This window comes from Bradyrhizobium sp. WYCCWR 12699, assembly GCF_032144035.1.
Lineage (GTDB): Bacteria > Pseudomonadota > Alphaproteobacteria > Rhizobiales > Xanthobacteraceae > Bradyrhizobium.
Genome location: NZ_JAVTJN010000036.1, coordinates 364,522 through 391,182 on the forward strand (window position 1 = coordinate 364,522; position 26,661 = coordinate 391,182).

Below are 26,661 nucleotides of genomic sequence, written 5' to 3' on the forward strand. Positions count from 1 at the left end.
CAGCAAGCAGGCAAATATCAGGAGTCGGTGCTCGCGCGCTGCGAGGCAGTCGCCGATCCACTCAGGCTCGGCACTACGACAAGGCGGTTGAACTCGCCATTGTCCCAGGCCTTGAGGAAACGATCATAGTCCTTGATCGAGACGCAGCCGTTGGAATCGCCGCGCGGCCCGAGCATGTAGCTGTGGGTGAGAAGGCCGACGCGGCCGAGCGCACTGGTGCCCTCGGTCGGCGTCAAGCGCAGGGCGCGGATGCCGTGGAACAGTTTTTCGCGTGGCTTCAAATCGTAGATCGCGGGCGGGGTCGCCCCCACCATGCGCTGGTCGACATGATCGGGGTCGTCCATCAGCGCACCCATGCCGGAATGGGCTTCCAGCGCGACGCCGCTCGGCAGGTAAAGCGCCTTGGCCTTGATGTCATAGACCGCCGTGCGCGAATCGTAGCCGAGGGCCTGGAGATCGGGCGCCTTGCCGAACAGGCCGTCGCCCGGCGTCAGCGAGGCCAGCCTGATCTTGTCGGTGAATTTCTCGAAGAAGTTGCGGTTGTCGACCCTGGGGTTGGTCTCGGCATAGGCCTGGCTGGACGCGATCTGGGCGGAGAAATCCGCCTGCGTCGGGCGCGAGCGGGGCATGGGAACCGCGTCGGCGCGCTGCGTGGCGGGCCTGGTCTCGTCAACCGTCTGCCGGTCGTCTTCGGTCAGGGTCGAGCGCCACTCGTCGCCCTGGAGTTTCTGGGCCAGCATCGCCTTGGCATCGCGCAGCTTGAGCTGGACTGCGTTCAACGCGGAACGCTCCACCGTTCGCAGGCCAAGCTCGCGGGCCGACGGATTGCCCGATGCCGAGGCAAAACGGTCTTCGAAAGACGGGCCATTGGTGGCCGGCGGCAGTGCCGCAGTGACCAGCGAGCGGGAATCGCCGATGTCCGCGACCCAGGCGGCCGCGCCCAGCGCCAGCGCCACGGCAGCCAGAGACAGCAAAACGCGCTCGGGCCGCCCTATACGGCGGCGCGACAACAGCCTGTCGGCGCTTGCGCGGTCGGAAACCATCAGATCCCCAAATCGACCCCCGGGGGGCCCAACCCCCGCCCGGAGACTCTATACCAGCTACCACATTGGGAGCCAAAAGTTAGGCATAATCGCGGCCGGCAAGGGCTCCACAGGGCATCCCCAAGGTATCCAATGTCCGATCCTTTCGATCTAGAGCGCTTCGTCAGGGCCCAGGACCCGGTTTTTCGCGCCGTCGAGGGGGAGCTGGCGAGGGGCCGGAAGCAGACTCACTGGATGTGGTTCATCTTCCCGCAAATCGCCGGTCTCGGCGTCAGCGCCATGTCGCAGCGCTACGCCATCGGCTCCCGTGCCGAGGCCGAGGCCTACCTCGCCCATCCGGTGCTCGGGGCGCGCCTGGTCGAATGCACCGGCCTCATCCTCGGCGTCGAGGGCCGGAGCATCAACGCGATCCTCGGCGCGCCGGATGATGCCAAATTCCGCTCGTCGATGACGCTGTTCGGCGCGGTGTCCGATCAGCCCATTTTCGGTGACGCGCTCGCCCGGTATTTCGCAGGCGAACGCGACAGCGCCACGCTGGAGATCCTCGCCAGGCTCGACCGCGCATCCGGCTAGGCTGAGGGTGGACAGCGTAAACCCGGGATTAACACGGGCAAACTATCGTCCGGGCAAAATAATTCTCCGTTATTTGCCGGATAGATCATGAAAATCGGTACACTCCTGACCACCGCCATCGTCTCGCTCTCGACCGTGGGCGGCGGCCTCGCCGTCTACGTCGCCGTGACGAAGTACCAGACGATGGACCGGATCAGCGAGGCTCAGGGCAGGCTCGCGATCGCACGCGCTGCCAGCGACATCCCGCGCTATCTCAACCCCGAGCGCGGCTTTTCGACCAACATCCTCTACGGGCCTGCGACCATCGACCCGGCGCTGCTCACTGAACAGAACAAGCTGCGCAAGCAGACCGACGGCGCCCGCGACAAGATGAATGCGCTGCGCAAGGAGCTGCCCGGCGCGTTCGACGACGGCGCGACCATCGGCAGCAATATCGACGACATCAACGCGAAATTCACCGCGCTGCGCGAGGCCATCGACAAGGCGCTCACCGGACCGGCCGAGGCGCGCAAGGACGCCGCCAAGAAGATCGTCGCCGACAATGCCGTGCTCAACAGCGGCGTGACCGCGCTGCTCAACGAGCAGGTCCGCCGCATGGCGATCCTGAACGGCGACGCCTACCGGCAGGCGAGCTACGCCAACACGGCCATGACGTTGCGCGACGTCGGCGGCTTCAACTCCAGCCTGCACAAGAATCTCGTCGGCGGCAAGAAACCGGCGACCGACACCGAGAAGGCCGACATCGGTCGCTCGCAGGGCCGCAACGACCAGCTCGTGATGGCGCTGCTCGAACTGCGCGGCAATCCGGCAACGCCTGCGAACGTTGCCGCGGCGCTGGAGAAGTTCAATTCGATCTATGTCGAGGAGTTCGGCCGCGAGCTCAAGCTCGTCAAGGACGGCGCCGTCAGCGGCAAGTACGAACACGACATGGAGACCTATTACGCCGCCACGCAGCGCGGCCTCAGCACCATCATCGAGGTCCGCGACGCGTTCTATGACAATTCCGAGCAGATCCTCGCCGGGGCTTCCTCCGCCGCGCGCACCAGCTTCACCATCGCCCTTGCAGGCCTTGCCGCCGTGCTGATCGCGAGCGTCGGCCTGATCGTGATGGTCCGCCGCCGCGTCTGCGCGCCGATCGTCAACCTGACGGGCCGGATGTCGCGACTTGCCGAGGGCGAGGTTGCGGACGCCATCCCCGGCGCCGAGCGCTCCGACGAGATCGGGGCGATGGCCGCGGCCGTTCAGGTCTTCAAGGACAACATGATCCGGGCCGACCGGCTCGCCGCCGAGAAGCAGGCCGAGAACGACGGCAAGATGCGCCGCGCGCAGGCACTCGACGAGCTCACCCGCGCATTCGAGGCCAAGGTCACCGAGCTCGTCGGCGGCCTGTCCCGGGCTTCCTCGACCATGGAGAGCACCGCGCAGTCGATGACCTCGACGGCGGCCCAGACCAACAGCCAGGCCGCGGTCGTCGCCGCCGCCTCCGAGCAGACCTCGACCAACGTGCAGACGGTCGCGAGTGCCACCGAAGAGCTGACCTCCTCGATCTCCGAGATCGGCCGTCAGGTCGCGCAGAGCACCGAGATCGCTGCCCGCGCCGTCGACAACGCCCGCCGCACCGGCGACACCGCGCGCATGCTCGCCGAGGGCGCCCAGAAGATCGGCGACGTCGTCACGCTGATCCAGAGCATCGCCGAGCAGACCAATCTTCTCGCGCTCAACGCCACGATCGAGGCCGCCCGCGCCGGCGATGCCGGCCGCGGCTTTGCCGTGGTTGCCTCCGAGGTGAAGTCGCTGGCGGGCCAGACCGCCAAGGCGACGACCGAAATCTCCGAGCAGATCACGGCGATCCAGAGCGCGAGCGACGAGACCGTGGCCGCGATCCGCAACGTCGCCGACGTCATCGGCGAGATCGACCAGATCGGCACCGCGATTGCCGCGGCGATCGAGGAACAGGGCTCGGCCACCAAGGAGATCGCCCGCAGCGTCCAGGAGGCTGCGCGCGGTACCCAGGAGGTCAACACCAACATATCGGGTGTGCAGCGCGCCGCCGACGATACCGGCGCCGCCGCGCGGGAAGTGCTGGTCGCCGCCGAGCAGCTCTCGACCCAGTCGCGCGATCTCGCGGGACAATTCGACCGCTTCCTCGGCGAGGTCAGGGCGGCGTAAGCCGATTACGTAGCGCGGATGGAGCCAGCGGGGCTACACAGCAGGGCCTAATAAGGCGGCGCTTTCCTGGCCCGCTGCGCCTTGGCCGCCTCGATCCACCACGTCAGATCGTCGGCAAAGCGCGGGAACGCGCGCTCCAGCGCCTTGCCACCCTCGCCGATTGGCTCCCCCTCGGCCGACAAGGTCTGCGCGATCGGGCCGACGCCGATGGTGCTCGACACCACCACCATGCCCATCTCCGACAGCGTGCCGTGCCACGCGGTCGCCGCGCGCGCGCCGGACAGGCGGCCGGCCGAATAGCTCACGATCGCGGCCGGACGCCAGAACCACTCTTCGAGGAAATGGTCGGTGAGATTCTTCAGGCCCGGCTGGATGCCCCAATTGTACTCACCGGTGACGAAGACGAAGCCGTCGGCGCCGCGGATCTGTCCGGCCAGCTTTTCCAGCGCCTCGGGCGCCCTGCCGTCAGGGTATTCCTTGTACATGCGGTCGAGCATCGGCAGGCCGACCGCCTTGGCGTCGATGAATTCGACGTCCTCGCCGCGGCCACGCAGACGATTGATGACGAAATTCGCAAGGCGGATGCCCATGCGGTCGGAACGATAGGAACCGTAGAGGACGAGAATGCGATTGCTCATGGTTGGACGGTAGCACGAAACCGGCGGCCGCCCTACGCGATTTGTCAAACTATCGCCGGCGCCCGTGCTCCAACGTTTGCGACGGTGTCTCGCCAAACTGGTCGCGGTAACTCCGGGAGAAATCGCTGAGATGCCAGAAGCCGAAGGCGAGCGCCACGGCCTTGACGCTGTCGGCGCCGGCGAGCAGGCGCTGGCGCACCAGCCACAACCGGCGCAGCCGCAGGTAACGGTGCAGGCTCATGCCGCGATAGCGGCGGACGACGTCGTGCATGGTGCGGACGGACAGTCCGAGCTTGTGCGCCATCTCCTCGCTATAGATCGGCTGGGAGAGATCACCGGACAGGAGCGCGCGGATATCCTGGAATATCCTGAAGTTCCGCTCGTCGTTGGGGCGCTGGGTCCAGCGGGCCGAAACGACGTCTTCCAGCGCATGGTCGACCGCCCCGAGCAGGGATTCTTTCATTGCTCTTGCCTTGAGCGGAATGTGCGACGCTTCGACCGGCTCTGAAGCCGCGGTCAGCACCTCGCGCACCATGCCGCGCAACCGGTTCAGGCCAGCTGCGCTGGTCTCGAAAATCTTGAAGCTCTTGGCTGCTCGTGGCCAGCCACGATCCGTCACCTCCGGCCTGAAAATCACCGAGGCGATTTGCCGCTGCACTTCCTCGATGATGGTGTAGGCCGCGCCGCCACCGCCAATGACAACGGCCGGACGGGCACGCTGCGAGCCATTGAAGCGTATGGGCTCATCAAGATCATCCATGGTGAACCCGACCGCAGTGCAATTCTCGACGAGCTGCGCATCGACCGCGCGGGGAAATGCCGTCGTCAAATTCACGTCGCAGCCTGGCAGCGAGAGAATGATCTGCTCGGCCGAAATCCTCCGTACGAACGGCGTGAATTCGAAGTTCAGGCCTCGGATGGAATTCCGAAATTCATCGACGTCTGAAAAACGAAATATCTTGGGTGCCAACCTGGGCACGTCATCAATACTGTTCATGGTAACAGGAAATGCTGCGCCACCGACACGGGGTCCGGCAGTGCCGGGTCCATTCCCGCTTCGGTTTTTGCGTCGGACCGAGAAAATCAATCTCAACGTGTCTTGGCAAGTTGGCGACGGCAAGACCAAAAGAAAAACGCGGGACTTCATATCCGCCGAATTTCGATAGCGTTTTTCGAGATTCGGCGATCTAGCCCGTATCGGGATACTCCTCGCTTAAAATGCCATTAACGCGCTTAAGGCGCAATGAAGCTCGTTAGATCGTCAAGTCATTTTCAAATTCAGGCTCCTGCCATGACGGCAAATTCGCCTGCCGATATTTTGGGTGAGTTGGAAGATGCGGTCGCAACCTGCCCGCTGGACCGTTGCGGTCGCATCCTCGACGGCATTGTGCAACTGCTCACCGGCAGCGGTGACCGGTCTCAGGAATTGCTCGCCGACGTGGTCGACGGCGTCCTGCTGCGATTGGCGGAGCGGGTCGAGGCCAGCGCATTGGTTCAACTCGGTGTGGCGCTCGCCGAACTCAATGTGGCTCCGCCGAAGACGTTGCGGCACCTCGCCGCGCACGACGATCCCGACGTGGCCTGCCCCGTCCTGCTCAAGTCACAGGCGCTGTCCACGTCCGATCTCGATACCATCGCGATTTCGAGCAGCGAACGGCAACAACTCGCGATCGCTGCCCGGGAGCGCATCGAGCCGGCGTTGGCCGAGACGCTCATCAGGCGCGGAGACCGCGCCGTTCACCTTGCGCTGATTCACAATATAGGGACACGGTTCTCCGATACCGCTCATGATGCGCTTGTCGAGAAGTGCACGAGGGATGAAGAGCTAACCAAGGCCCTGGCCCTCAGGCCCGGCACGCCCGACCCCGTCTTGCGAAAATTGCTGTCGCCCACAACGAAGCCCAGCGCTCGCGCAGAGCCAATGACTCCCTCCGTCTCGCCTGCTCAAGCGGCGATACCGATTGTGCCCAAGCTGCCTGGCCCGGCCGCTTATGCAAGCGCGCGGCCAGAGATCGTCGCGCTCAATCGCATCGGCAAGCTCAACGATTCCACCGTGAACCGCTTCGCGATCCGCGGCGAGACCGCCAATTTGGTGACGGCCTTGTCGGTGCTTTCGGGCGCTCCCATCGAGATTGTCGAACACGTCATGACCGACGGCGATTGCGAAGGCCTGGTCATGGCCTGCCGGGCTTCGCGGCTGAACTGGCAGACCACGCTTGCCATCCTGAGCAACCGGGGCGGGACCAGGCTATCCTTTGCTGAGCGCGAGCGCGCGCAGCATGTTTTCGAGACACTGCTCCTGTCGACCAGTCAGTGGACGGTCCGATGGGGGGAAATCGCCGCGGGTGCCCAGGGGAACGGTCGCGGAAGACACGGCGCGAGAGTGGGGGGCAACCGATGAAGTTCGATGGCCGCAAGGCATCTCGCGTGAAGATGGACCACCGCCAGCCCGTCAACCTGATGGGCTCGGACGGCACATGGCGGCGCAGCTGCGTTCTGCTCGACGTGTCGCAGACAGGCGCGAAGGTCGAGGTCGAGGGCACGCTGGACGTGCTGCAGGCCAAGGAATTTTTCCTGGTGTTGTCCTCGACCGGACTCGCCTATCGGCGCTGCGAGTTGGTCTGGATCGACGGCACCACCGCCGGCGTTCACTTCGTCACAGCAGATGGCAAGAAGAAGTCCGAGAGCGCACCGCCGGCAAAGACACAAACTGCCACAGGATGATTTAGCCGATAGTCCATCCCGCCATCCCGAGACATCGCAGGTCAAGCCGTGCAGAACGCGCGAACCATCCTCAGCTCCGCCGAGCCGAGCGGCATTCGAGAGAAGGAACCGGCCCGCACCTTCGTGCATGTGCTGGCCGACACTTCCGACAAGCTGACCGGCCTCTGCTCGATCCTGGAGGAGCGGTTCGCCGTCGCGGGAGAACGGCTGGACGCCCAAGCCAAGCTCTCGCAGGTGCCCTCCGCCGTCGTCGTCCGCGCCGACCTCCGCGAGGTCGGCAACATCGCCGCGATCAAGAAACGCGCTGGCAAGCTCGCCAAGGCAAAGAAGCGGATATTTCTCCTCGAGCACAGCTCTCACGTCGGCATCTCGCAAGCCTACGCGCTCGGGGCGACGCTCGTCCTGCCCGGCACGATCAATCGTCCCAGACTGCTGGCGGCCCTGTCCGATCCGGCGGACCTGTCTTCTGTCTCATCGAGCGAGACCGCACAGTCGGACAACGCGGTCGAGACCGCGGCCACCGCGATCGCCTCGATGTTCACAGCCGTCACCCTCGGTCAGTCCCTAGACGTCGACGGCACCAAGGAGGCCGGCCGCCAGATTGCCGATCGCATCACCGAACGGGGCCTTTCGGAATGGCTCACGACGGTGCGGCGCCACCACGAGGGAACCTACCAGCACTGCCTGCTCGTGACCGGCGTCGCCATCGACTTCGGCTTGAGCCTCGGCGTCGGAAGAGCCGATCTGGAGCGCCTCTACTCCGCGGCCATGTTCCACGACATCGGCAAGGCGCAGATCCCGCCCGCCATTCTCGACAAGCCGGGCCGCCTCGACGACGAGGAACGCGCCCTGATCAAGACCCATCCGACCGCGGGCTACGAGTTTCTGCGGGGACACGACGGGATTTCCCCGGAAATTCTCGATGCCGTTCGCCATCATCACGAATATCTCGACGGCAGCGGCTATCCCGATGCGCTCTGCGCCGAGAGTATCGGCGATATCGTGAGGATTCTCACGATCTCCGACATCTTCGCAGCTCTGATCGAGCACCGGCACTACAAGCCGACCATGCCTCGTGCGGAAGCCTACGACATCCTGCGCGGGATGAGCGGAAAACTGGAGAAAGCCCTGGTGAACTCGTTCAAGCCGGTCGCGCTCACGCGTTGAAACGCCGGGCCCTGGCAATCGCGGCGCAGCAAATCCGCCTAGTGCGTGGCGCGATAACTGGCGCGGCGCGGGATGGACCGGCAGGCCAGCCCGTCGGCCAGCAGCTTCATGTCCTCATGCCGGCCGCTGCGAATCAGCCGGCCGAACTCTTCGGGAGTGAAAGGAAGACTTGGATCTTCATCGATCGGGCGCCGCAGTCGCGGGCCGAAGAACCGCCGAACCAGGCTAGCCAGCCGCCGCATGTCAATTCCCTCGCGCCAGCAACAAACCTCTCACGAGGCTTATTGTTCCTGCTAGCGCGGCGAGATTGCAAGAGCCAACTGAATGGTCGTCACCGAAATTTGCGCCCGAGCGGACTCTGCGTCCTAGCCGATCCGCTTCAACGTCTCGATGTCGTCCATCGCGCTCGTCAATGCCCCGTTGCGGTCGCGCACGAAGCTTTCGAGATCCGACAGCACCGTGTTGATCAACTGAAGATTCTTGAACATGTCCTCGATCTGGGTCACGATGCTGTTGTAGCCGTCCTGGGTCTGGATCAGCTGGCCCCGGGTTTCATTGATGTTGGCTCCAAGCGACTCGATCGAGCTTTCCATGCCTTCGATCGAGGCATGGGTGCGCGTGAGGCTGCTCTTGGTGTCATTGGCGAGCTTCTTCACTTCGGTCGCAACCACCGAGAAGCCCCGTCCCGCCTCGCCGGCGCGCGCCGATTCAATGGTCGCGTTGAGCGCGAGCAGGTTGGTCTGGCCCGCGATGGTGTCGATGATCTTCAAGATATCGCGCAATCCGTTCATGGCCTGAGTGAGGCCGGCAAACTCCTGCGACAGCGCCGTGGTGTCGGTCGCCTTCGCCGCCGATTGCGCGCTCGCCATGATGACCGAACGGATATCCTCCACGATCGCGTTGATCGACGCCGTCTGCTGCAGCGCGCCCTCCACCTTGCCGCTCAGCGTGGCACTGGCGCTCAGATACTCCGTCAGACGCTGGACGATGCCGTCCTTGATGCGGTTCAGCAGCACCATGCGGTTCAGATGGGTGCGCGTGAAATACTCGACGAAATGCGCATAGTGGATCGGGAACAGGTCGATGAACGGATCGCTCAGCGACTTCTTCGTGACGTCGAAGAACACGATCGCCGTCAGCGTCTGGTTGATGTTGATTCCGAACAGCTCGCCGAAAGTCGAAAATCCCGCAACCGGCATCGGCCACATTCCGCTCATGTTGCGGAGCTGGCTCTCGTTGTTGAGACGACGCAGGATGCAGTCGTTGAGAATCGCGCCGATCGCCGGCGGCTTGTCGCGCAGAAAGGCTTCGAGGTCGCGCCGCGTCTGGTCGACGAAATCGGTCGCCTCCAGGAGTTCGAGCCTGTCGCCCGAATTGACGTCGCAGAAGAAGGAGATGACGCCAGTCTCCGCATCGATGCCGGCGACCGAGCGCACGAACAGGTCACCGCCGACCTCGATGCCGAAGGAGTGCTTCGTCATCATCGACATCACGTTCGCCGGTGTCGTGTTCAGTGCCTTCGCCACCGCAGACGCGAACGGCTTGATCTCGCTCCCCTCCAGGACGCCCGAGGCAGTGCGCCGGTCCGGATCGGCCCCCATGACGACGAAGGACTTGCCGGTCTTCTTGAAGTTCTGGGTCTTGAAGATGCTGTAGGCCCGGCCCGGCGCCAGCTTCATGAAGGCGACGAGAGCATGGTTCTCGAGGATCTGCCTGCCGTCATAGAGATAGGTGTTCTTGAAGTCGAGCTTGCCGCCGGCGGAGCCCCCGACGAAGGCGCACGGAAACTTGCCGCTCCTGTACACCGCCTCCATGAAATAGTTCTCCGACGCGGAGACGCCGTCGACCAGCGCGAAGGCGATGGTGTCGCGTACGTCGATCACGAAGGGCGTGCGGATCGTTCCGAGTTCTCGGGCGATCGCATCGATCCGCGCGTCATGCGCCTTGGACGGTGCTCCCTTGCGGATGTCCTCGTTGTGGAGGCCAACGCTGTGGATGCTGATCGACTGAAAGAGGTCAGCGGGGAAGACCTGCACGACGACCGAGGACCAACTCGCCCCCGTCGCCTTGTAGAGCGATTGGCTTGCCGAGCACAATTCGCCGGCGGTCGAGATCGCGATCACCGGCGTCGAGCCCGCGAGCCTCTGCAACAACGACACCACGCGGGCGAAGTCGCAATGCGGCGAGATGAACGCGATGGCGAGCGGCGCGCGCGCACCGGCGACGACGAAGTCGCTCTCGGAAATATTTTGCAGACGGTCGTCACTCTCCAGCACCCGGATCGCGCAAGGCTCGGGGGAAGCCGGCGTCTCATGGTGAGGGTCCGGAACGATCGACGGCGCGGCTTGCTTATGACTTGCCTGGGAAAAGAACGAGAGCATGGCAATATCCTTGTTCGACGCGAGCAGCGTCTCGAAGGAATCAATTACGGATTCGAAATTGCCATTCGGTTATGAGGCGCGCCGCACGGCTGCGTTTGTGCAACGGATTTCCACCGTAGGACTACGGCACGACGCGGTATTGCGGGCTCATGATACCGATCGCGCCAGCACATTTGATCTGAATCAAATTCGCGGGCTGCAGATAATCAACGCGATGCCGAAGCACGATTCTAAGGCCGGCTTCGATTGATGCGCGCGTGTTTGCGCATCAATCGGCGAAGCCGACGAAGCGCACGAAGTCGTCGTTCGCCTCGCGATCCGAGCGCACCGCGTTCGCGGCAAAGCCGTCATCCGGATAGCCCATCGCAACGCATGTCATGATGACCTCGTCCTCCGGAATCTCCGCGACCTCGCGCACAATATCGGAACGCATGATGCCCTGCCCGTTGATGACGGAGCCGAGACCGCGGTCCCACGCTGCGAGCACGATGCCGTAGCAGAGCGCGCCGAGGTCGAAATGGCAGACCGCGCCGGGATCGAGCACGCGGTCGTAGGTCAGGACCAGCGAGACCGGCGCGTCGAACTGCCGGAAGCCGCGCAGCACCCAGTCCTGCCGCATCGGCTTGTCGTCGCGCGCGATGCCCATCGCGCCGAACAGCTTCTTGGCGATGTCGACCTGCCGCGTGCGATGCACGCCCTGGTACTCGCCGTGACTGATGATGTCGCGCTTGACCTTGGCCCCGCCGACCATCTCCTCCATGTTGCGGCGGCGGACCTCTTCGAGCGGGCCGCCTGTGAGCACGTGCACATGCCAGGGCTGGGTGTTCATCGACGACGGCGCGCGCTTGGCACTCTCGATGATCGCCTCGATCACCGCGCGCGGTACCGGCTTGTTCTTGAAGCCGCGCACGCTGCGGCGCGACTGGACCAGCGTTTCGAATTCCACCTCGAGGAACCTCCCTGCCCGTTCATCCGCCGGCCCGACATGAGGCCGGTTGCCGATGCGGCGCGCGAAATCTATGCTAACCCGCAAGCAAGACCAAGAACCCTGCAAGAAACTTGGAGGACTCGAAAATGGCTGCGCCGCTCGACCCCGTCATCGCCCAGATCATTCCGCTCATGCCGATGCGCGACCTCGCTGTCATGACGCCACAGAGCGCCCGCGATTCCTTGCGGGCACTGGCTGCCTCCCGCGCCGCCATCCCGCCCCCGCCCGTCGATCACGTCGAGGATATCAAGGTGAAGGGCGGCGCCGGCCCGCTTCCTGCGCGTGTCTACCGGGCCGGCACCACGCCCGCTCCGACCGTGGTGTTCTTCCACGGCGGCGGATGGGTTGCGGGCGACATCGAGACTCACGACCGGCAGGCCCGCAACATCGCGATCGAGACCGGCGCCGTCGTTGTCTCCGTCGACTATCGGCGCCCGCCGGAAACGCGCTTTCCCGGCGCCTTTGAGGACGCCTTCGCCGCCGTGAGCGATGTGTTTGACCGCGTCGCGGAATTTGGCGGCGATGCGAAGCGCGTCGGCGTTGCCGGCGACAGTGCCGGCGGCAATCTCGCGGCAACCACCGCAATCGCCTGCCGCGATGCCGGCCTCAAGCTCGCCGCGCAATTGCTGGTCTACCCTGTCACCGACGTCCTCGGCGGCTACGCCGACGCGCGCGAGAACGCGCGCTATCCCTCGCGCGCTGAAAATGCCGACGGTTACTTCCTGACGCGTGCCACGATGGAATGGTTTTGCGGCCATTATCTCGCCGATCCCGGCCATGCTTCGGACTGGCGCGTCTCGCCGCTGCGTGCGGCATCCCTCGCCGGTGTCGCACCGGCGGTCGTCACCACCGCCTGGTTCGATCCCCTGCGCGACGAGGGCGCGGCCTATGCGCAGGCGCTGGAAGCCGCCGGCGTGCGGGTCAAGCACCATGAAGGCCCCGGCCTGATCCACGGCTATTTCGGCATGGGCGATGCCTCGGACGTCGCGCGCGCCGAGGCGCAGCGCGCCCGGGCCGACTTCAAGGCGCTGCTGATGCGTGGCGCATAGCTTGCTACGAAGTCGGTAGCCCGTAGCCCGGATGAAGCGCAGCGTAATCCGGGGTCAGACCAACCGCATCGCTCGATCGCTCACGTGGCCACCAATCCCGGATTGCACTGCGCTCCATCCGGGCTACAGGACTCACTCAACGCTGCACGCCAGTGTGGCCCCACGTCTCGTCCCAATCCTGACCGGCGGCGTCCACGACGCGGCCGTCGGCTTCGAAGAACTTGTTCGGCACCTGGAAGATCGCGAGGATAAGCGCGCCCTCCGGACACCAGGCGGCGTGCCGGCTCCCCGCCTCGCGCCAGATGAACTCACCGGCCTTGCAGGCGATGCCCTGAGCAGGCCCCTCCTTGTCGACGAGCGCGCCCTCGATCACCCAGCTCTGCTCGATGCCCACATGCTCGTGGTCCGGCAGCACCGCCCCCGGCGCAAACCGCATCAAGGCGGTCATCAGGCCGGTGCGCCGGTCGAACAGCAGCGTCTTGGCCTCGCACCCCGGAAAGCGGGTTCTCTGCCAGTCCATGTCTTGCGGTCGAACCAGGTGAGAATGCTGATCGGCGGCGTCCTGGTGTTTCGGGATCATGGCGTCCATCACGATGCTCCGTCCGGCTCGGCTGGCCAAGCCTAGCAGGATCGCCCACCGCCGTCAGCGAGCAGTGCAGCAGGCCGGCCGACGCGCGCCAAAAATCGCGGGCGGACCGGACGACAGGCCGTCATCCAGCTTGATTGCGCCACGATTCCCGGCTCCAATCTCTCCGCCATTTCTGGTTTAGGGAGACACCCATGATGAAACGGATTTTCCTCGCTGCGATCGTTGCCACCTTTGCAGCCGGCTCGGCCCTCGCGGACGACACCTGCGAGAGCAAGGCCGTCGGCAAGGACGGCAAGGCGCTCGCCGGCGCCGCCAAGACCTCGTTCCTGAAGAAGTGCAAGCAGGAGGCCTGCACACCCAAGGCCGTCAGCGCCGACGGCAAGCCGCTCGCCGGCGCCGCCAAGAACAGCTTCATGAAGAAGTGCGAGGTCAGCGCGTAAGAGCTGTGGCACTCTGGTGCCCCGGGCGCAGCGCAGCGCTACCCTGGCGATGCGAAGCATCTCCAGTAGCGATGCGCTGCAGAGCCGGGGCCCATGCCGCCGCGAGTATCGCCCGAGAGATGGGTCCCGGCTCAGCGGAGCGGCACTGCGCGGCGCACCGCGTCCGGGACACGAGCCTGGCGATTAGCTCGCTGCTTCACTCCCGCCTGAACTGATAATCGAACGCCCCCTCCCGCGGCCTGATCCACCCCGCCGTCGGCGCCGGAAAATGCACCGGCAGGATCAGCGTGTCGGTGTCCGCGACGGACGCAAAGAACTTTCGCCGCGACGCCGCCGACTGCTTCGGATCCCAATCGGGCCGCGCCGACCAGTCCGGCTCGCGGCACTGGATCTGGTGATGCATGAGGTCGCCCGCGACCACGGCGCGCTGGCCCTTCGAAAAGATGTTCACGCAGCAATGGCAAGGCGAATGGCCCGGCGTCGGCGTCAGCGTGACGGTATCGTCGAGCGCATACTCGTCGTCGACCAAGAGCGCCTGTCCGGCCTCGACGATCGGCAGGCAATTATCGCGAAACACGGTGCCGGGCGGATTGTTGCCCTTGGCGTGCTCGGCCTCCCATGCCGCATACTCGCCCTTGTGGAAGACGTATTTCGCATTCGGAAACGTCGGCACCCAGCGACCGTCGCGCAGGGTCGTATTCCAGCCGGTGTGGTCGATATGCAGATGCGTGCAGAACACGTAGTCGATCTCTTCGAAAGAGATGCCGAGCGCGAACAATTCGTTGCTCCAGCGCGCCTTGCCGGGGAAATCGAACGGCGGCGGATGGCCCTTGTCTTCGCCGGTGCAGGTATCCACGAGGATCGTGTAACGCGGCGTGCGCACGACAAAAGTCTGGTAGGTGATCACCATCATGCCGCGCGCGGCGTCGAACACTTCCGGCTCCATCGTCCGCAGATGGCGCTTGAATACGTCTTCGTCATAGGCCGGGAAGAAGTCCTGCGGCCGCCGCCACGGCCCCTCCCGCTCGATCACCGCATCGATGGTGATGTCGCCGATCCGGATTTGCTTCATGGCGTTCGCTCCCTTTGGCGAAAACGTAGCGAACGGAATCGGAGCATTCAAGACGCCGGGCGCTGGGGCCTCCATGCGCGGCGCCGCAAATCGACCTCAAACACCGGAGATGTTGATCGCGGAATGAGGAAGGCGTGGTGGGCAGGACATTGAAGGTGACCGCGGCCATCGTGATGGCCGTCGCGGCTGGCATCTACATCAACAACACCAATCTGCTCGCGCAGCATCGGGGCGGCAAGCCCCTACTGCTCGCCCATCGCGGCATGGCGCAACGCTTCGATGAGCGCGATGTGAAGAATGACACCTGCACCGCCACGCGGATGCTGCCGCCGACGCACGATTATCTGGAGAATACGCTACGTTCGATGAGCGCCAGCTTCGAGGCCGGTGCCGACGTGGTCGAGCTCGACGTGCATCCGACCACCGACGGCGAGTTCGCCGTATTCCACGACTGGACGCTCGAATGCCGCACCGACGGCCAGGGCGTCACGCGCGAGCAGAGCATGGCGAAGCTGAAAATGCTCGACATCGGCTACGGCTACACCGCCGACGGCGGCAAGACCTTTCCGTTTCGCGGCAAGGCGATCGGAATGATGCCGACGCTGTCCGAGGTGTTTGCTGCCTTCCCCGACAAGAGGCTCCTCATCAATGTGAAGAGCCGCGACTCTGGCGAAGGCGAGAAACTCGCCGCGGCGCTGAACGCACTGCCCGCAGAGCGACGGCGGACCATCATGGTCTATGGCGGTGACGAGCCGATCGACACGATCCGTCGCCTGGCTCCTGATGTTCGCACCATTTCGCGCGCGACCATACGGAGCTGCGTGCTTCGTTATTTCGGCTATGGCTGGACCGGCCTGGTGCCGGCCGCCTGCCGAAGCGCGCTGGTGCTAGTGCCCATCAATGTCGCACCCTGGCTATGGGGCTGGCCCGATCGCTTCCTCAATCGAATGACCGATGCCAATAGCGGGGTCTTCGTGCTCGGCCCCTACAGCGGCGGCGAATTCTCCACCGGCATCGATACGCCCGAATTGTTCGCCCGGCTCCCGCAAGGCTATTCCGGCGGCATCTGGACCAACGAGATCGAGACCATCGCCAGGATCGCCGGCAAGAGCAAAGACTAGCTCCGCAACCCCGGCGCCTCCTGCCCGGTGCGCGCGACGTATTCCGTGTAGCCGCCGCCGAACTGGTGGATGCCCTCCGGCGTCAGCTCCAGCACGCGGTTCGACAGCGTCGCCAGGAAGTGGCGGTCATGCGAGACGAACAGCATGGTGCCCTCGAAATCCGACAGCGCATTGATCAGCATTTCCTTGGTGGCGAGGTCGAGATGGTTGGTCGGCTCGTCCAGCACCAGGAAGTTCGGCGGATCGAACAGCATCTTGGCCATCACGAGGCGCGCCTTCTCCCCGCCCGAGAGCACGCGGCAGCGCTTCTCGACGTCGTCGCCGGAGAAGCCGAAGCAGCCGGCGAGCGCGCGCAATGAGCCCTGCCCCGCGGTCGGAAACTGGTCTTCCAGCGACTGGAACACGGTGCGCTCGCCGTCGAGCAGGTCCATCGCATGCTGGGCGAAATAGCCCATCTTGACGCTGCCGCCGACCGATACCGTTCCCTCGTCCGGCTCGCTCGCGCCGGCAATGAGCTTGAGCAGCGTCGACTTGCCGGCGCCGTTGACGCCCATCACGCACCAGCGCTCCCTGCGGCGGATCATGAAATCGAGTCCGTCGTAGATCCGCTTGCTGCCATAGCCCTTGTGAACGTTCTTCAGGGCGACGACGTCTTCGCCCGAGCGCGGGGCCGGCGGAAAATCGAACGCGATGCTCTGGCGGCGCCGCGGGGGCTCGACCCGCTCGATCTTGTCGAGCTTCTTCACCCGGCTCTGCACCTGCGCGGCGTGCGAGGCGCGCGCCTTGAAGCGCTCGATGAACTTGATCTCCTTGGCGAGCATGGCCTGCTGGCGCTCGAACTGCGCCTGCTGCTGCTTCTCGTTCTGCGCGCGCTGCTGCTCATAGAACTCGTAGTCGCCGGTATAGGTCGTCAGCGAGCCGGAATCGATCTCGATCACTTTCGAGATCACGCGGTTGATGAACTCGCGGTCGTGCGAGGTCATCAGCAGCGTGCCTTCGAAATCATGCAGGAATTTTTCCAGCCAGATCAGGCTTTCGAGATCGAGATGGTTGCTCGGCTCGTCGAGCAGCATGACGTCGGGACGCATCAGCAGGATGCGCGCCAGCGCCACGCGCATCTTCCAGCCGCCCGAGAGCTTGCCGACGTCGCCGTCCATCATCTCCTGGCTGAAGCCGAGGCCCGACAGCGCCTCGCGCGCGCGGCCGTCGAGCGCGTAGCCGTCGAGCTCCTCGAACGCGTGCTGCACCTCGCCATAGCGCGCGATGATCTCGTCCATCTGATCGGCCTTGTCGGGATCGGCCATCGCGGCCTCGAGCTCGCGCAGCTCGGCCGCGACCTCGCTGACGGGACCGGCGCCATTCATCACCTCGGCCACGGCGCTGCGCCCGGACATCTCGCCGACATCCTGGCTGAAATAGCCGATGGTGATGCCGCGATCGGTGGAGACCTGCCCCTCGTCGGGCAGTTCCTCACCGGCGATCATCCGGAACAGGGTGGTTTTTCCAGCGCCGTTCGGGCCGACGAGGCCGATCTTCTCGCCCTTGTTGAGGGCGGCCGAGGCTTCGATGAACAGGATCTGGTGGCCGGCTTGCTTGCTGACGTTGTCGAGGCGGATCATGGGGTCTTTTTGGGGGATTTTTGCGTTGCAGCGTCATAGGCCATGCCGGCGCTGAGGGGAAGCCCGGCGGGGTACGGATTTCTCACCGCCAGACATGCCGGCCCCCTGCAATTGGCTCCCTCCGGTCTGATCCGTTGGCTGCGGCTCGCTGCTCGCGCCGCGCCCGAAGCGCCTCCTAGGGCATAGCGTCCACTCGGTCGAGCACGCGCGGCGCAGAGAGAGGATGGCTGTCAGCCGAAATCGGCGATGCGGACATCGAGCGTAAACACGGTTTGATAGACTTCCGGCTCGCTCGCCCCGCCGAGGACATCTGGGATCGTCGTGCGGGCCCGCTGCAGGGCGATTTGCAACGAGGTCAAGTCGAGCGCCTCGATCAACAGCAGGCCTGAGAAGAAACCCTCAGTCTTGCGCATGCCCTTTTCAGTCGTCGGCACCGATGTCCGGGCCTCGTCGGTTGCACCGATCTGTACGGCGGCGACCCCGTCGCATGCGACGAGCGCTTCGGCCAGTTCTTGCGGGCTCGCGGGCAGCTTCTCGATCCGCAGAGCCGCGATCGTGGCCCCCTCCCCGCGCCCGGCCCGCGCCACCATGGTGCCCCCGCCTCGCATGAAGTTACCGAGCTTTGGCATGATGCGCTGAGACCACGGCGTCGGGGCGTTGAGGCGCGCGAGATAGGCCTCCCCATCGAGGACCTCGGGTGCCTCAAGCTCATACAGGATGAAGAAGCGGTTGATATCGTCGCGTGCTGCGCGGAAGACCCGTGACGCCAGAAAGCCTCTGGTCGTGACGCGCTCGGTTGTATGCTCGCGGGTCAGCCAGTGCCGGTAATCAGTCAGATACTGCGCCTCGACGTCGCTCCAAATCGCAAGAAAACCTGCTCCGCGCATTCCACTCTCCTCAAGCCTTGCCGGCAGCTGCAAGCCCGCGCAGCGCCGACGGAATCGTTTCGGGCAATTGTCCGAGCCGCTGAACAGCCGCGAGGATCGCGACGAGATAGCCGTGCGGACCCAAGCCGCAAATGACCGCCGTGCAAGCGCTGGAGGTGATGGAGTGGCGATGAAGCTCATCTCGCGCGTGGATATTCGATATGTGCAGCTCGATCTTCACGCCTTCGAAGATCTTGAGCGCATCGATCAGAGCGATCGACGTGAACGAATAGGCCGCCGGGTTGATGATGATCGCGTCCGCCTTGCCATGGGCTGACTGGATCAGGTTCACGAGCTCGCCCTCCATGTTGGACTGATGGAAAGAGATGGAGACGCCGAGTTGGGCGGCCAGCATCTGGCAGCTGTCCTCGATCTCCTTCAGCGTCGTCCGGCCGTAGATGTGCGGCTCTCTGATGCCGAGAAAGTTGAGGTTGGGTCCGTTGAGGATCATGATTTTGGCGGCCATTTTCGCTCCTCGTATCCTTTGCCGACGCGGCGACTAACCGCCGAACCATTTAGCCGGAATCGTCACCAGTCCCGGGAAGAGTACCATCGCGAAAAGAACGATCAGCTGCGCGATCATGAAGGGCCAAACGCCCTTGACGATGTCCTCCATGCTGATCCTGGAGACGCCGCAGACGACGTTCAGCACGATGCCGACCGGGGGCGTGATCAGGCCGATGGAATTATTGATGATGAACAGCACGCCGAAATAGACCGGATCGATATGTGCCGCCTTGACGATCGGCATCAGGATCGGCGTCAGGATCAGGATTGTCGGCGTCATGTCGAGCGCCGTTCCAACGATCACGACAACGACCATGATCGCGAGCATCAGGATCGTATTGTTTCCCATGAACGGTTTCAGGAGATCGACGACCTGGCCGGAGATCTCGGACACCGTGATCAGCCAGGACGAGACCAGCGCCGCGGCGACGAGAAACATGACAACGCTGGTCGTCACCGCGGACGAGACCAGAACGGCATAGACTTCGGACCATTTCAACTCGCGGTAAACGCAAGTCGCCACGAACAGCGAATAGACGGCGACGACGACGCCGGCCTCGGTCGGCGTGAAGATGCCAAAGCGCAGGCCCACGATGATGATCCCTGGCAGCATCAGCGCCCAGAAGCCGTCGATCACTGCAAATAAAACGGTGCGCAGCGTAGCGCGCGGCGGCGGTTTCAGATCTTCCTTGTGCACCACCCAGTACCAGGCAACGCAGAGGCCTAACCCCAGCAGCAGGCCGGGAACGATGCCGGCAAGAAACAGCTTCGAGATCGACACATTGGCTGCGACGCCGAAGATCACGAAACCGATGCTGGGCGGGATCACCGGGCCGATGACCCCGCCGGCGGCCACCAGGCCAGCCGCATAGGTCTTCTTGTGACCCGCCGCCACCATCATCGGCACCAGCAATGCCGCAAGCGCGGCTGCATCGGCAGCCGCGGATCCCGACAGCGATGACAGGATGCATGCAGCCAGAATCGTGACATAGCCCAGGCCGCCGCGGAAATGCCCGACCGCGACGAGCGCGACATTGACGATACGCTTGGCCAGGCCTCCCTTGTTCATGATCTCGCCGGCGAGCATGAAGAAGGGAATGGCCATCAGCGGAAAGCTGTCGGCGCCGTTGATGACATTCTGCGCCACGATCTGGGAATCGAACATGTCGATCGTGCTCATCAGGGCGACGCCGCAGATGAGAAGCGCGAAGGCGATCGGCATTCCAAGCGCCATCGCGCCAAGCAGCGAGAACGTGAAGACCGCGATTGTCATGGCGTTATCCGGGTGACGCGAGGGAGCGGCGCGGCGACAGCAGAGGACATCACTGCTCCTCCGATTCCCTGACGGCCACCATCTCCTCCTCGCTCGCCTGCCCGCTGACCACCCGATACAGATCGTAGAGAAGGATGACTGCGGTCGACACGCCGAAGATCACACCGACGGCGTAGAAGATCGCCATTGAAAGACCGGTGGCCGGCGCGCGGTCTTCCAGGTTGATGACGGTCTGGCGCCAGCTTCCCGACAGCAACAGCCAGTCGGCAAACAGCATCAGGCAGTAGTTGAGGACGAAGCAGATGCGTTTGCCGGAAGCCGGCAGCATCCGGACCAGAGTATCGACCCCGAGATGGGCGTGTTCGCGCATCGCGACGATGGCGCCGAGGAAGGTCAGCCAGACCAGGAGCCAGCGTGACAGCTCCTCGGAAATCGTGATGCCGGAGTTGAAACCGTAACGCAGCACGACGTTGCCGAACACAAGCACCACCATGACTGCGAGGCACGCGGCAATGACGGCCTTGAGAAACGTGCAATAGAGGTCGAGAGCTCGCGCCATGCGTGACGTCCGGACAAGTGAGGGATGAGCCGGCCCAAGGCCGGCTCAGCCACCCGCGTGGTTGAGAGGTCGGTTACTTCACGTCCTTGCGGATGCGCTCGACCTCGTCGTTGAACAGCTTCACCGTTTCGGAGCGAAGATTGGCGGAAATCTTCTCCACCACCGGCTGCACCGTCTTGCGCATGCGTTCGGTCTCCTCGGGGGCGATCGCGTTGTACTGCATGCCCTTGGCCTGCAATTCGGCTAGAGCCTTTTCGGTCTGAAGACGCGTCTGTTCCTTCTGATAACCGCGACTTTCTACGTAGGCCTCGCGCATCAGGCGCTGCTCGGTCGGCGACAGCTTGTCCCAGAACGCCTTGCTCACCAGGATGATGTTGAGGGTGAAGGTGTGGTTGGTGGCGGAAACGTATTTCTGCACTTCGTAGAATTTGTTGGAGAGAATGACCGTATAGGGATTCTCCTGTCCGTCGACGGTGCGGGTCTCCAGCGCCGAATAGAGCTCGCCGAACGCCATCGGGACCGGGTTGGCCTTGAAGGCGCTGAAGCTTTCGAGATAGACCGGATTCGGGATGACGCGGAGCTTGAGACCGGCAAAGTCCTCGACCTTGGTGATCGGTCGGGTGCTGTTGGTGACGTTGCGGAAGCCCAGGCCCCAATAGCCGAGACCGACAAGTCCCTTCGCCGGCAGCGTATCGAGCATCGCATTGCCGAACTTGCCGGTCGCGAGCGCGTCGGCCTGTTCGATCGTGTTGAACAGGAACGGGAAGTCGATCAGACCGAATTCCGGGACGACGGTCGCGAGCGAGGTCGTCGAGGCCGATAACATCTCCTGCGTGCCGCCGCGCAGCGCCGATTGCTGCTGCAGTTCGTTGCCCAGTTGCGAGGCCGCGAACTCGCGGACCTTCATCTTGCCTCCGCTCTTGGCCGCCAGGATCTCGCCGAACTTCTGCACGCCGAAGCTGACGGGATGATCGGTGTTGTTCAGGTGGCCCCACCTGATCGTCCGCTCCTGGATGTCGTCGGCGGCGGATGCGCCGACTGTCAGCGCCACGCAGATCGCAGCCGTAGACAGTGCTCGTGCCAACAAGCTCATCGTGTCCTCCCTGTTCACGGGGGCACGAACCACGGCTTAAGCCACTATTTTCCGTACCCTCAGCTTATTTACTCATCATACATATATTTCCGTGTCAAACGGCAAAATGAATAACCTATGATATTTTTCCATTCATCAGATTTTATCCATCTGCTATATTGCTGGCAACGTTGATGGTTCGGCCGATCCCTGGGCGGCCGATGATCCGGACAAGCGGGACCAAAGCCCATGACCACACTCGAGGAACGGCCCATGTCGGCGGGCGACAGCGGCTATCAGCGCATTCGCTCCGACATTATTTTCGGAGTCCTCACGCCATCCGGACGCCTCAGGCTCGACGCGATGAAAGAGGATTACGGCTTCAGCATCTCGACCCTGCGAGAGATCCTCAATCGGCTCACGTCAGAAGGTTTTGTGGTCGCTGAAGGCCAGCGTGGATTCGAGGTGGCCCCTGTTTCGATCCAGAACCTGCGCGAACTCGCCGATCTGCGGATCCTTCTGGAGCACCATGCCATGGCCGAGTCGTTCCGGACTGGCGACGTCGAGTGGGAGGGCCGCGTGGTTTCGGCTCATCACAAGCTGGCGGCTACAGAACGCGCCATCCTCAAGGAGGGCGACGACCCGGAGCTACGCAAGCGGTACGACGGCGAATTCCACCAGGCATTGATCTCGAGCTGCGGATCCCGCGAGCTCATGCACACCCATTCGATCGTGTTCGACAAATACTTCCGCTACGCGCTGCGCTATCGGGGGGCGGAGACGATCAACCAGCACAAAGCGCTCTTGGAGTGCGCGCTGAAGCGCGACATCAAGAACGCCAGGGCTGTCCTCAGCGACCATATCAACGGCTGCGTGGCGCATGCGGTGTCCTCCTGGAAGGACGCCTGACCGCCCTCGCCTGCCGCAAGATCAAGTCGTCGGCGCACAAGAATGATCAATGCACGCCCATATCCCTTTCTCCACGGACAGGCTTGACGGCTTGCTCGATGCTTCCGGCATCGACGTCCTGATCGTCACCTCGAAACACAACATCCAGTACCTTCTCGGTGGGTACTATCACTTCCAATTCGACTACATGGAAGCGATCGGGATCAGCCGCTACCTGCCGATCCTGGTCTATGTGAAAGGCGCGCCGGACAAGGCGGCATATGTCGCCGGCCGGAACGAGCGGGATAGCGTCCAGAACAGGATCGACGCGGGATGCTGGATGCCGCCGGTCGTTTTTGGCTCGTCAACTACGGTCGAGGCGATGACGCTTGCGCTCGAGCATGTGAAGGCCGTCGCGACCTCGTTCCGTCTCGGCATCGAGATGTCGTTCTTGCCGGCTGACGCGGCAGCCGTGCTACGCCGAGAGCTTCCTGACGCCCGGATCGTCGAGGCCATGCGCCCGCTCGAGAAGCTGCGGTCGATCAAGAGTGCGGCCGAGCTGGACATCCTCCGGGAGGCGTCCGAGCGCGTGGTCGCCTCGATGATGGACGCAGTCAGCCGTACCCGCGTCGGCCAGAGCAAGCGCGAGATCATCGATCATCTGCGCCGGGCCGAATTGTCGCGCGACATGATCTTCGAATATGCCCTGGTGACCGTCGGAACGAGCCTCAACCGGGCGCCCTCCGAGCAACGTCTCGCACCCGGGGAGATCGTTTCGCTGGATTCGGGCGGAAACTACCGTGGCTATATCGGCGATCTCTGCCGGATGGCCGTGCACGGCGCGCCCGACGGCGAACTCGTCGATCTGCTCGGGGAAATCGAGGCGATCCAGCAGGCAGCCCGCGTCCCGATACGGGCGGGTCTGACCGGACGCGAGATCTTCAGCGCCGCGAATGAAGCGCTCGCGAGATCTCCTCACGGCAGCAAGATGCACTTCGTCGCTCATGGCACCGGCATCGTCAACCACGAAGCGCCGCGCCTGACAGCGAGCGGGCCAATCCCTTATCCCGCCGACGACGCCGATGCGCCGCTCGAGGCCGGCATGGTCGTCTCAATCGAAACGACGCTGCCCCACGCGCGCGGTTTCATCAAGCTCGAGGATACAATTGCCGTCACGGCGAGCGGATATCAGGCCTTTGGTGACAGCGGACGCGGTTGGAATCCAATTCCGTCATGAGCATCAATCTGATCTCCCCCACCAAGGTCGAGACCGCGGTCGCTGCTGCTGATATTCTCGGCGAGACGCCATTGTGGTGCGATCGGACCCGCAAGCTGTGGTGGATCGATATCGACGGCAGGCTGCATCAATCCTTCGATCCAGCGACGGGCGCGCACCAAGTAACCTCCTACGATTGTCGGTTCCTTGGCAGTCAAGCCATGACAGCAGACGGCTCGCATTTGCTCGCGCAGGATTTGAGCCTCCACCGCTTGGGCGATATCGCGGGACGGGTCATTGAAGTCGAAAGTGGTCTGGACAATCGTCTCAACGACGGCCGCGTGGATGCGCGCGGGCGCCTGTGGATCGGCACCATGGATAACGAATTGCATCGTCCGCAGGGCTCGCTCTACCGGGTGACCGGAGGCGGTGAGGTGACACGCATGTTCGGCGATGTCATCGTGACCAATGGGATCGCATTCTCGCCGGACAACCGCACGCTCTATTTCACGGACACACGGCGGTACCGCACTTGGCAGTTCGATTTCGATCTCGACGATGGCACCATCCGCAATCGGCGCCTGTTTGCCGACTATATGGCGACGAAGGAGCGACCTGACGGCGCGTGCGTTGATGTCGCAGGAGGGCTCTGGACGGCCTTTTTCTCGGGTGGCCGCCTGGTGCGCTATCGGCCGGACGGGCAGATCGATACCGTCGTGACCTTGCCCGTGACCAATCCCACGTGCTTGTGCTTTGGCGGCAGCGATCTCAAGACGCTATACGTCACGACGGCCCGGAAATTCCTGAATCCGCGGCAGTTGCGAGATGAGCCTCAAGCCGGCCAACTTCTTGCGATCCATGGCGTCGCGGAAGGCCTCCTTGAACATCGTTTCGTGCGCAGCTCCCCCTAAAGACTGCACGTCGGCTCACGGCCAAGGCCGACATCCCACCATCACTTCAAAGTCGCCTCTTGATGGGGCGAGCAGACGTAAAGAATTACCAGCAGCTCACGCCCGCCGCATCAAGCCGGCAGCGCGCTGCATGATGATCGTCACTTCCTGAGGATGCCCGTATCCGTATTTCCAAGCTGCTGGACAGCACTATTTGCGGCTGGCGTGTTGTAGGTCGGTCGAGATCCCCCGCCGTCCTGCCCAGACGTCGCGGCGCCCTGTCTCTCACCTGTCGTGCCCTGCTTTTTCGCATTGGACGTGTTGGGTCCTGGGGAACCGCCGGTTCCGCTGAGCGTGGTCCCGTTCGAGAGCGTCGAACCACCCGTGCCGCCCGGGCCAGCTGCGCCCGCGCCGCCAGCGGATGAAGACCCGCCTGAGGCGCCCCCCGAGCTTTGCGCCATCGAGACCGAAATGGTGCTCAGCAGGATAGTCGCCGCGATCGCTAGACACCTCATCTCTGTCCCCTCCATTCACCAGTAAGCTCTCAGATCGCTGCACTGTCGTAAACGCGCAAGCTCGCAGCTCCTATCGGCGGCGAGCGATCCAGGCTCCGGCGAGAAAGGCCACGAGCAACGACCGTAACGGCGCCTTCACCGCCATCTCGCGCAACTGGTCAGCCCATCGCGCCGCGGAATCAAAAGAAGGCGAATTGTGCTGCGCACTGGAAGCCGCTTTAGGCGCGGCGGAACTCGACCGCTCCTTGGCGGCTCGCGCCATGCCGCCCTGATCGTCCGTCAATCCGGAGGCTTCTGTCATCGCCTCAGCTTCCTTGATGTCCATGCGTGAACTCCAATCCTGTAGAGGTTGCGGAACAATGACTGATCCAAGTGCCTTCGGCTCCGCCGATGGGAGCAGCTCTGGCAGAAGCACTCATGCGAACTATATGTTTGTCACACGCCCCGCCGTACCCACTCCCTTGAAGAAGCCCTTGCTGATCTTTCTGTTCCTCGTCTTCGCACCGCTGGCCGTCTCAGCGGCGAGATATTTCTGGCTGGGCGATGGCCGCGAGAATTGGCAAACCGCTGATCGGTCGAGCGCTGGTCTTCTGCCCGCCGCCGCCGACCATCCCGAAGCCGTCGTACGAGTGTTCGGAGCGAGAACGGTCAGGTGGCGCAGCATCTTCGCGGTTCACACCTGGATCGTCGTCAAAGAGAACAATGCGACGACCTACACGAGGTACGACTACACGGCCTGGGGCGAGCCGATCCGCACCAACGGCTTTGCTCCGGACGGGCGATGGTTCGGCGCTGCGCCGGAAATCATCGTGGCGGTCGACGGAGCGCGCGCGGAGGCGTTGATCCCCAAAATCCGGGATGTGATTGAAAACTACAAGTTTCGATCCTATGGCGATTACAGCGTCTGGCCGGGCCCCAATTCCAACACCTTCGTGCAGGCTGCCCTCGACTCCGTCCCCGAGCTTCGAGCCGTCCTGCCTCCGACCGCAATCGGCAAGGACTTCCCGTACACCGGCAGATGGGTCGGCATGACGGCGTCCGGCACGGGCCTCTATGCGTCGCTGGCCGGATATATCGGGGTTTCGATCGGCTGGGTCGAAGGCCTGGAGGTCAACTTCTTCGGTGCCGTGCTCGGTTTCGACATCCGACGCCCCGCGCTCAAATTGCCAGGCCTCGGCCGCGTTGGCATGTCCACCGGCGTGTGAAAGCGGGAGCCTGACTGCGGAGCGATTGGCTCGTTCG

28 protein-coding genes are annotated in these 26,661 nt (G+C 63.7%); 13 read left to right on the top strand and 15 right to left on the bottom strand.

The window, feature by feature from the left end; genetic code table 11:
- Window positions 1–17: 17 nt before the first annotated feature.
- Complete coding sequence (locus tag RPS27_RS26545) at window positions 18–974, bottom strand: DUF2778 domain-containing protein (protein WP_212066639.1); 957 nt, start codon at window positions 972–974, stop codon at window positions 18–20.
- Between the two features lie 201 nt (window positions 975–1,175).
- On the opposite strand from RPS27_RS26545, the gene RPS27_RS26550 reads away from it, so the two are divergent.
- Both RPS27_RS26550 and RPS27_RS26555 read left to right on the top strand, forming a co-directional pair.
- The gene (locus RPS27_RS26550) at window positions 1,176–1,616 is read left to right on the top strand and encodes a DUF1810 domain-containing protein (protein WP_313754712.1); all 441 of its coding nucleotides are present in this window, start codon (window positions 1,176–1,178) and stop codon (window positions 1,614–1,616) included.
- An 87-nt stretch (window positions 1,617–1,703) separates the two neighbouring features.
- Window positions 1,704–3,785: a methyl-accepting chemotaxis protein gene (locus tag RPS27_RS26555; protein WP_212066227.1), complete on the top strand. Its 2,082-nt coding sequence runs from the start codon at window positions 1,704–1,706 to the stop codon at window positions 3,783–3,785.
- 47 nt (window positions 3,786–3,832) lie between these two features.
- Here RPS27_RS26555 and RPS27_RS26560 read toward each other — a convergent pair whose 3' ends face one another.
- Window positions 3,833–4,423 carry an NADPH-dependent FMN reductase gene (locus RPS27_RS26560; protein WP_212066225.1) on the bottom strand — a complete coding sequence of 197 codons (591 nt, stop codon included), beginning with the start codon at window positions 4,421–4,423 and terminating at the stop codon, window positions 3,833–3,835.
- A 49-nt stretch (window positions 4,424–4,472) separates the two neighbouring features.
- Window positions 4,473–5,420: an AraC family transcriptional regulator gene (locus RPS27_RS26565; protein WP_194408319.1), complete on the bottom strand. Its 948-nt coding sequence runs from the start codon at window positions 5,418–5,420 to the stop codon at window positions 4,473–4,475.
- Window positions 5,421–5,714: 294 nt separating this feature from the next.
- On the opposite strand from RPS27_RS26565, the gene RPS27_RS26570 reads away from it, so the two are divergent.
- From RPS27_RS26570 to RPS27_RS26580, 3 genes are read left to right on the top strand one after another with little or no spacing between them, the layout of a single operon-like run.
- On the top strand, window positions 5,715–6,824 hold the full coding sequence (locus RPS27_RS26570) for a DUF2336 domain-containing protein (protein ID WP_313754713.1): 1,110 nt from the start codon (window positions 5,715–5,717) through the stop codon (window positions 6,822–6,824).
- Window positions 6,821–7,147 carry a PilZ domain-containing protein gene (locus RPS27_RS26575; protein ID WP_212066221.1) on the top strand — a complete coding sequence of 109 codons (327 nt, stop codon included), beginning with the start codon at window positions 6,821–6,823 and terminating at the stop codon, window positions 7,145–7,147. The genes RPS27_RS26570 and RPS27_RS26575 overlap by 4 nt, the downstream gene beginning before the upstream one ends.
- Before the next feature lie 48 nt (window positions 7,148–7,195).
- Window positions 7,196–8,314: an HD-GYP domain-containing protein gene (locus RPS27_RS26580; protein ID WP_212066219.1), complete on the top strand. Its 1,119-nt coding sequence runs from the start codon at window positions 7,196–7,198 to the stop codon at window positions 8,312–8,314.
- Window positions 8,315–8,352: 38 nt separating this feature from the next.
- On the opposite strand, the gene RPS27_RS26585 is transcribed toward RPS27_RS26580, so the two are convergent.
- Entirely contained in the window at window positions 8,353–8,556 is a 204-nt protein-coding gene (locus tag RPS27_RS26585; protein ID WP_080672188.1) for a hypothetical protein, read from the bottom strand.
- 123 nt (window positions 8,557–8,679) lie between these two features.
- A complete protein-coding gene (locus RPS27_RS26590) occupies window positions 8,680–10,695 on the bottom strand; it encodes an FIST N-terminal domain-containing protein (protein ID WP_212066217.1) in 2,016 nt (671 codons plus the stop codon).
- Here RPS27_RS26590 and RPS27_RS26595 point away from each other — a divergent pair.
- Window positions 10,694–10,945 carry a hypothetical protein gene (locus RPS27_RS26595; RefSeq protein ID WP_212066215.1) on the top strand — a complete coding sequence of 84 codons (252 nt, stop codon included), beginning with the start codon at window positions 10,694–10,696 and terminating at the stop codon, window positions 10,943–10,945. The genes RPS27_RS26590 and RPS27_RS26595 overlap by 2 nt on opposite strands.
- Window positions 10,946–10,963: 18 nt before the next feature.
- Here the strand turns inward: RPS27_RS26595 and RPS27_RS26600 are convergent, their stop codons facing one another.
- Entirely contained in the window at window positions 10,964–11,641 is a 678-nt protein-coding gene (locus RPS27_RS26600; RefSeq protein WP_212066213.1) for a nitroreductase, read from the bottom strand.
- 128 nt (window positions 11,642–11,769) lie between these two features.
- On the opposite strand from RPS27_RS26600, the gene RPS27_RS26605 reads away from it, so the two are divergent.
- Entirely contained in the window at window positions 11,770–12,732 is a 963-nt protein-coding gene (locus tag RPS27_RS26605; RefSeq protein WP_212066211.1) for an alpha/beta hydrolase, read from the top strand.
- Between the two features lie 136 nt (window positions 12,733–12,868).
- Here RPS27_RS26605 and RPS27_RS26610 read toward each other — a convergent pair whose 3' ends face one another.
- On the bottom strand, window positions 12,869–13,321 hold the full coding sequence (locus RPS27_RS26610; RefSeq protein ID WP_211417284.1) for a cupin domain-containing protein: 453 nt from the start codon (window positions 13,319–13,321) through the stop codon (window positions 12,869–12,871).
- Window positions 13,322–13,512: 191 nt separating this feature from the next.
- Between RPS27_RS26610 and RPS27_RS26615 the strand changes: the two genes are divergently transcribed.
- Window positions 13,513–13,761, top strand: coding sequence for a hypothetical protein (locus RPS27_RS26615; RefSeq protein ID WP_063194211.1), 249 nt, complete (start codon window positions 13,513–13,515; stop codon window positions 13,759–13,761).
- A gap of 196 nt (window positions 13,762–13,957) precedes the next feature.
- Here RPS27_RS26615 and RPS27_RS26620 read toward each other — a convergent pair whose 3' ends face one another.
- On the bottom strand, window positions 13,958–14,833 hold the full coding sequence (locus RPS27_RS26620) for an MBL fold metallo-hydrolase (protein WP_212066210.1): 876 nt from the start codon (window positions 14,831–14,833) through the stop codon (window positions 13,958–13,960).
- Window positions 14,834–14,970: 137 nt separating this feature from the next.
- On the opposite strand from RPS27_RS26620, the gene RPS27_RS26625 reads away from it, so the two are divergent.
- On the top strand, window positions 14,971–15,954 hold the full coding sequence (locus tag RPS27_RS26625; RefSeq protein WP_409517571.1) for a glycerophosphodiester phosphodiesterase family protein: 984 nt from the start codon (window positions 14,971–14,973) through the stop codon (window positions 15,952–15,954).
- On the opposite strand, the gene RPS27_RS26630 is transcribed toward RPS27_RS26625, so the two are convergent.
- The 6 genes from RPS27_RS26630 to RPS27_RS26655 all read right to left on the bottom strand — a co-directional run bounded on the left by RPS27_RS26630 (window position 15,951) and on the right by RPS27_RS26655 (window position 21,931).
- The gene (locus tag RPS27_RS26630) at window positions 15,951–17,573 is read right to left on the bottom strand and encodes an ABC-F family ATP-binding cassette domain-containing protein (RefSeq protein WP_194402369.1); all 1,623 of its coding nucleotides are present in this window, start codon (window positions 17,571–17,573) and stop codon (window positions 15,951–15,953) included. The genes RPS27_RS26625 and RPS27_RS26630 overlap by 4 nt on opposite strands.
- 230 nt (window positions 17,574–17,803) lie before the next feature.
- A complete protein-coding gene (locus RPS27_RS26635) occupies window positions 17,804–18,460 on the bottom strand; it encodes a hypothetical protein (protein WP_212066209.1) in 657 nt (218 codons plus the stop codon).
- Window positions 18,461–18,470: 10 nt separating this feature from the next.
- Window positions 18,471–18,965, bottom strand: coding sequence for a type II 3-dehydroquinate dehydratase (locus RPS27_RS26640; protein ID WP_194402371.1), 495 nt, complete (start codon window positions 18,963–18,965; stop codon window positions 18,471–18,473).
- A 33-nt stretch (window positions 18,966–18,998) separates the two neighbouring features.
- Complete coding sequence (locus RPS27_RS26645; RefSeq protein WP_211417287.1) at window positions 18,999–20,279, bottom strand: TRAP transporter large permease; 1,281 nt, start codon at window positions 20,277–20,279, stop codon at window positions 18,999–19,001.
- A 49-nt stretch (window positions 20,280–20,328) separates the two neighbouring features.
- On the bottom strand, window positions 20,329–20,838 hold the full coding sequence (locus RPS27_RS26650) for a TRAP transporter small permease (protein WP_194402373.1): 510 nt from the start codon (window positions 20,836–20,838) through the stop codon (window positions 20,329–20,331).
- A gap of 73 nt (window positions 20,839–20,911) precedes the next feature.
- Window positions 20,912–21,931: a TRAP transporter substrate-binding protein gene (locus RPS27_RS26655; protein WP_212066207.1), complete on the bottom strand. Its 1,020-nt coding sequence runs from the start codon at window positions 21,929–21,931 to the stop codon at window positions 20,912–20,914.
- 228 nt (window positions 21,932–22,159) lie between these two features.
- On the opposite strand from RPS27_RS26655, the gene RPS27_RS26660 reads away from it, so the two are divergent.
- From RPS27_RS26660 to RPS27_RS26670, 3 genes are read left to right on the top strand one after another with little or no spacing between them, the layout of a single operon-like run.
- A complete protein-coding gene (locus RPS27_RS26660; protein WP_211417289.1) occupies window positions 22,160–22,819 on the top strand; it encodes a GntR family transcriptional regulator in 660 nt (219 codons plus the stop codon).
- A 49-nt stretch (window positions 22,820–22,868) separates the two neighbouring features.
- Entirely contained in the window at window positions 22,869–24,035 is a 1,167-nt protein-coding gene (locus RPS27_RS26665) for a Xaa-Pro peptidase family protein (protein ID WP_212066205.1), read from the top strand.
- Complete coding sequence (locus RPS27_RS26670) at window positions 24,032–24,925, top strand: SMP-30/gluconolactonase/LRE family protein (protein WP_212066203.1); 894 nt, start codon at window positions 24,032–24,034, stop codon at window positions 24,923–24,925. The genes RPS27_RS26665 and RPS27_RS26670 overlap by 4 nt, the downstream gene beginning before the upstream one ends.
- Window positions 24,926–25,489: 564 nt before the next feature.
- Here the strand turns inward: RPS27_RS26670 and RPS27_RS26675 are convergent.
- Complete coding sequence (locus RPS27_RS26675; protein ID WP_212066202.1) at window positions 25,490–25,744, bottom strand: hypothetical protein; 255 nt, start codon at window positions 25,742–25,744, stop codon at window positions 25,490–25,492.
- Between the two features lie 148 nt (window positions 25,745–25,892).
- Here RPS27_RS26675 and RPS27_RS26680 point away from each other — a divergent pair, with 148 nt between their 5' ends.
- On the top strand, window positions 25,893–26,624 hold the full coding sequence (locus tag RPS27_RS26680; RefSeq protein WP_211417293.1) for a DUF3750 domain-containing protein: 732 nt from the start codon (window positions 25,893–25,895) through the stop codon (window positions 26,622–26,624).
- Window positions 26,625–26,661 lie beyond the last annotated feature (37 nt).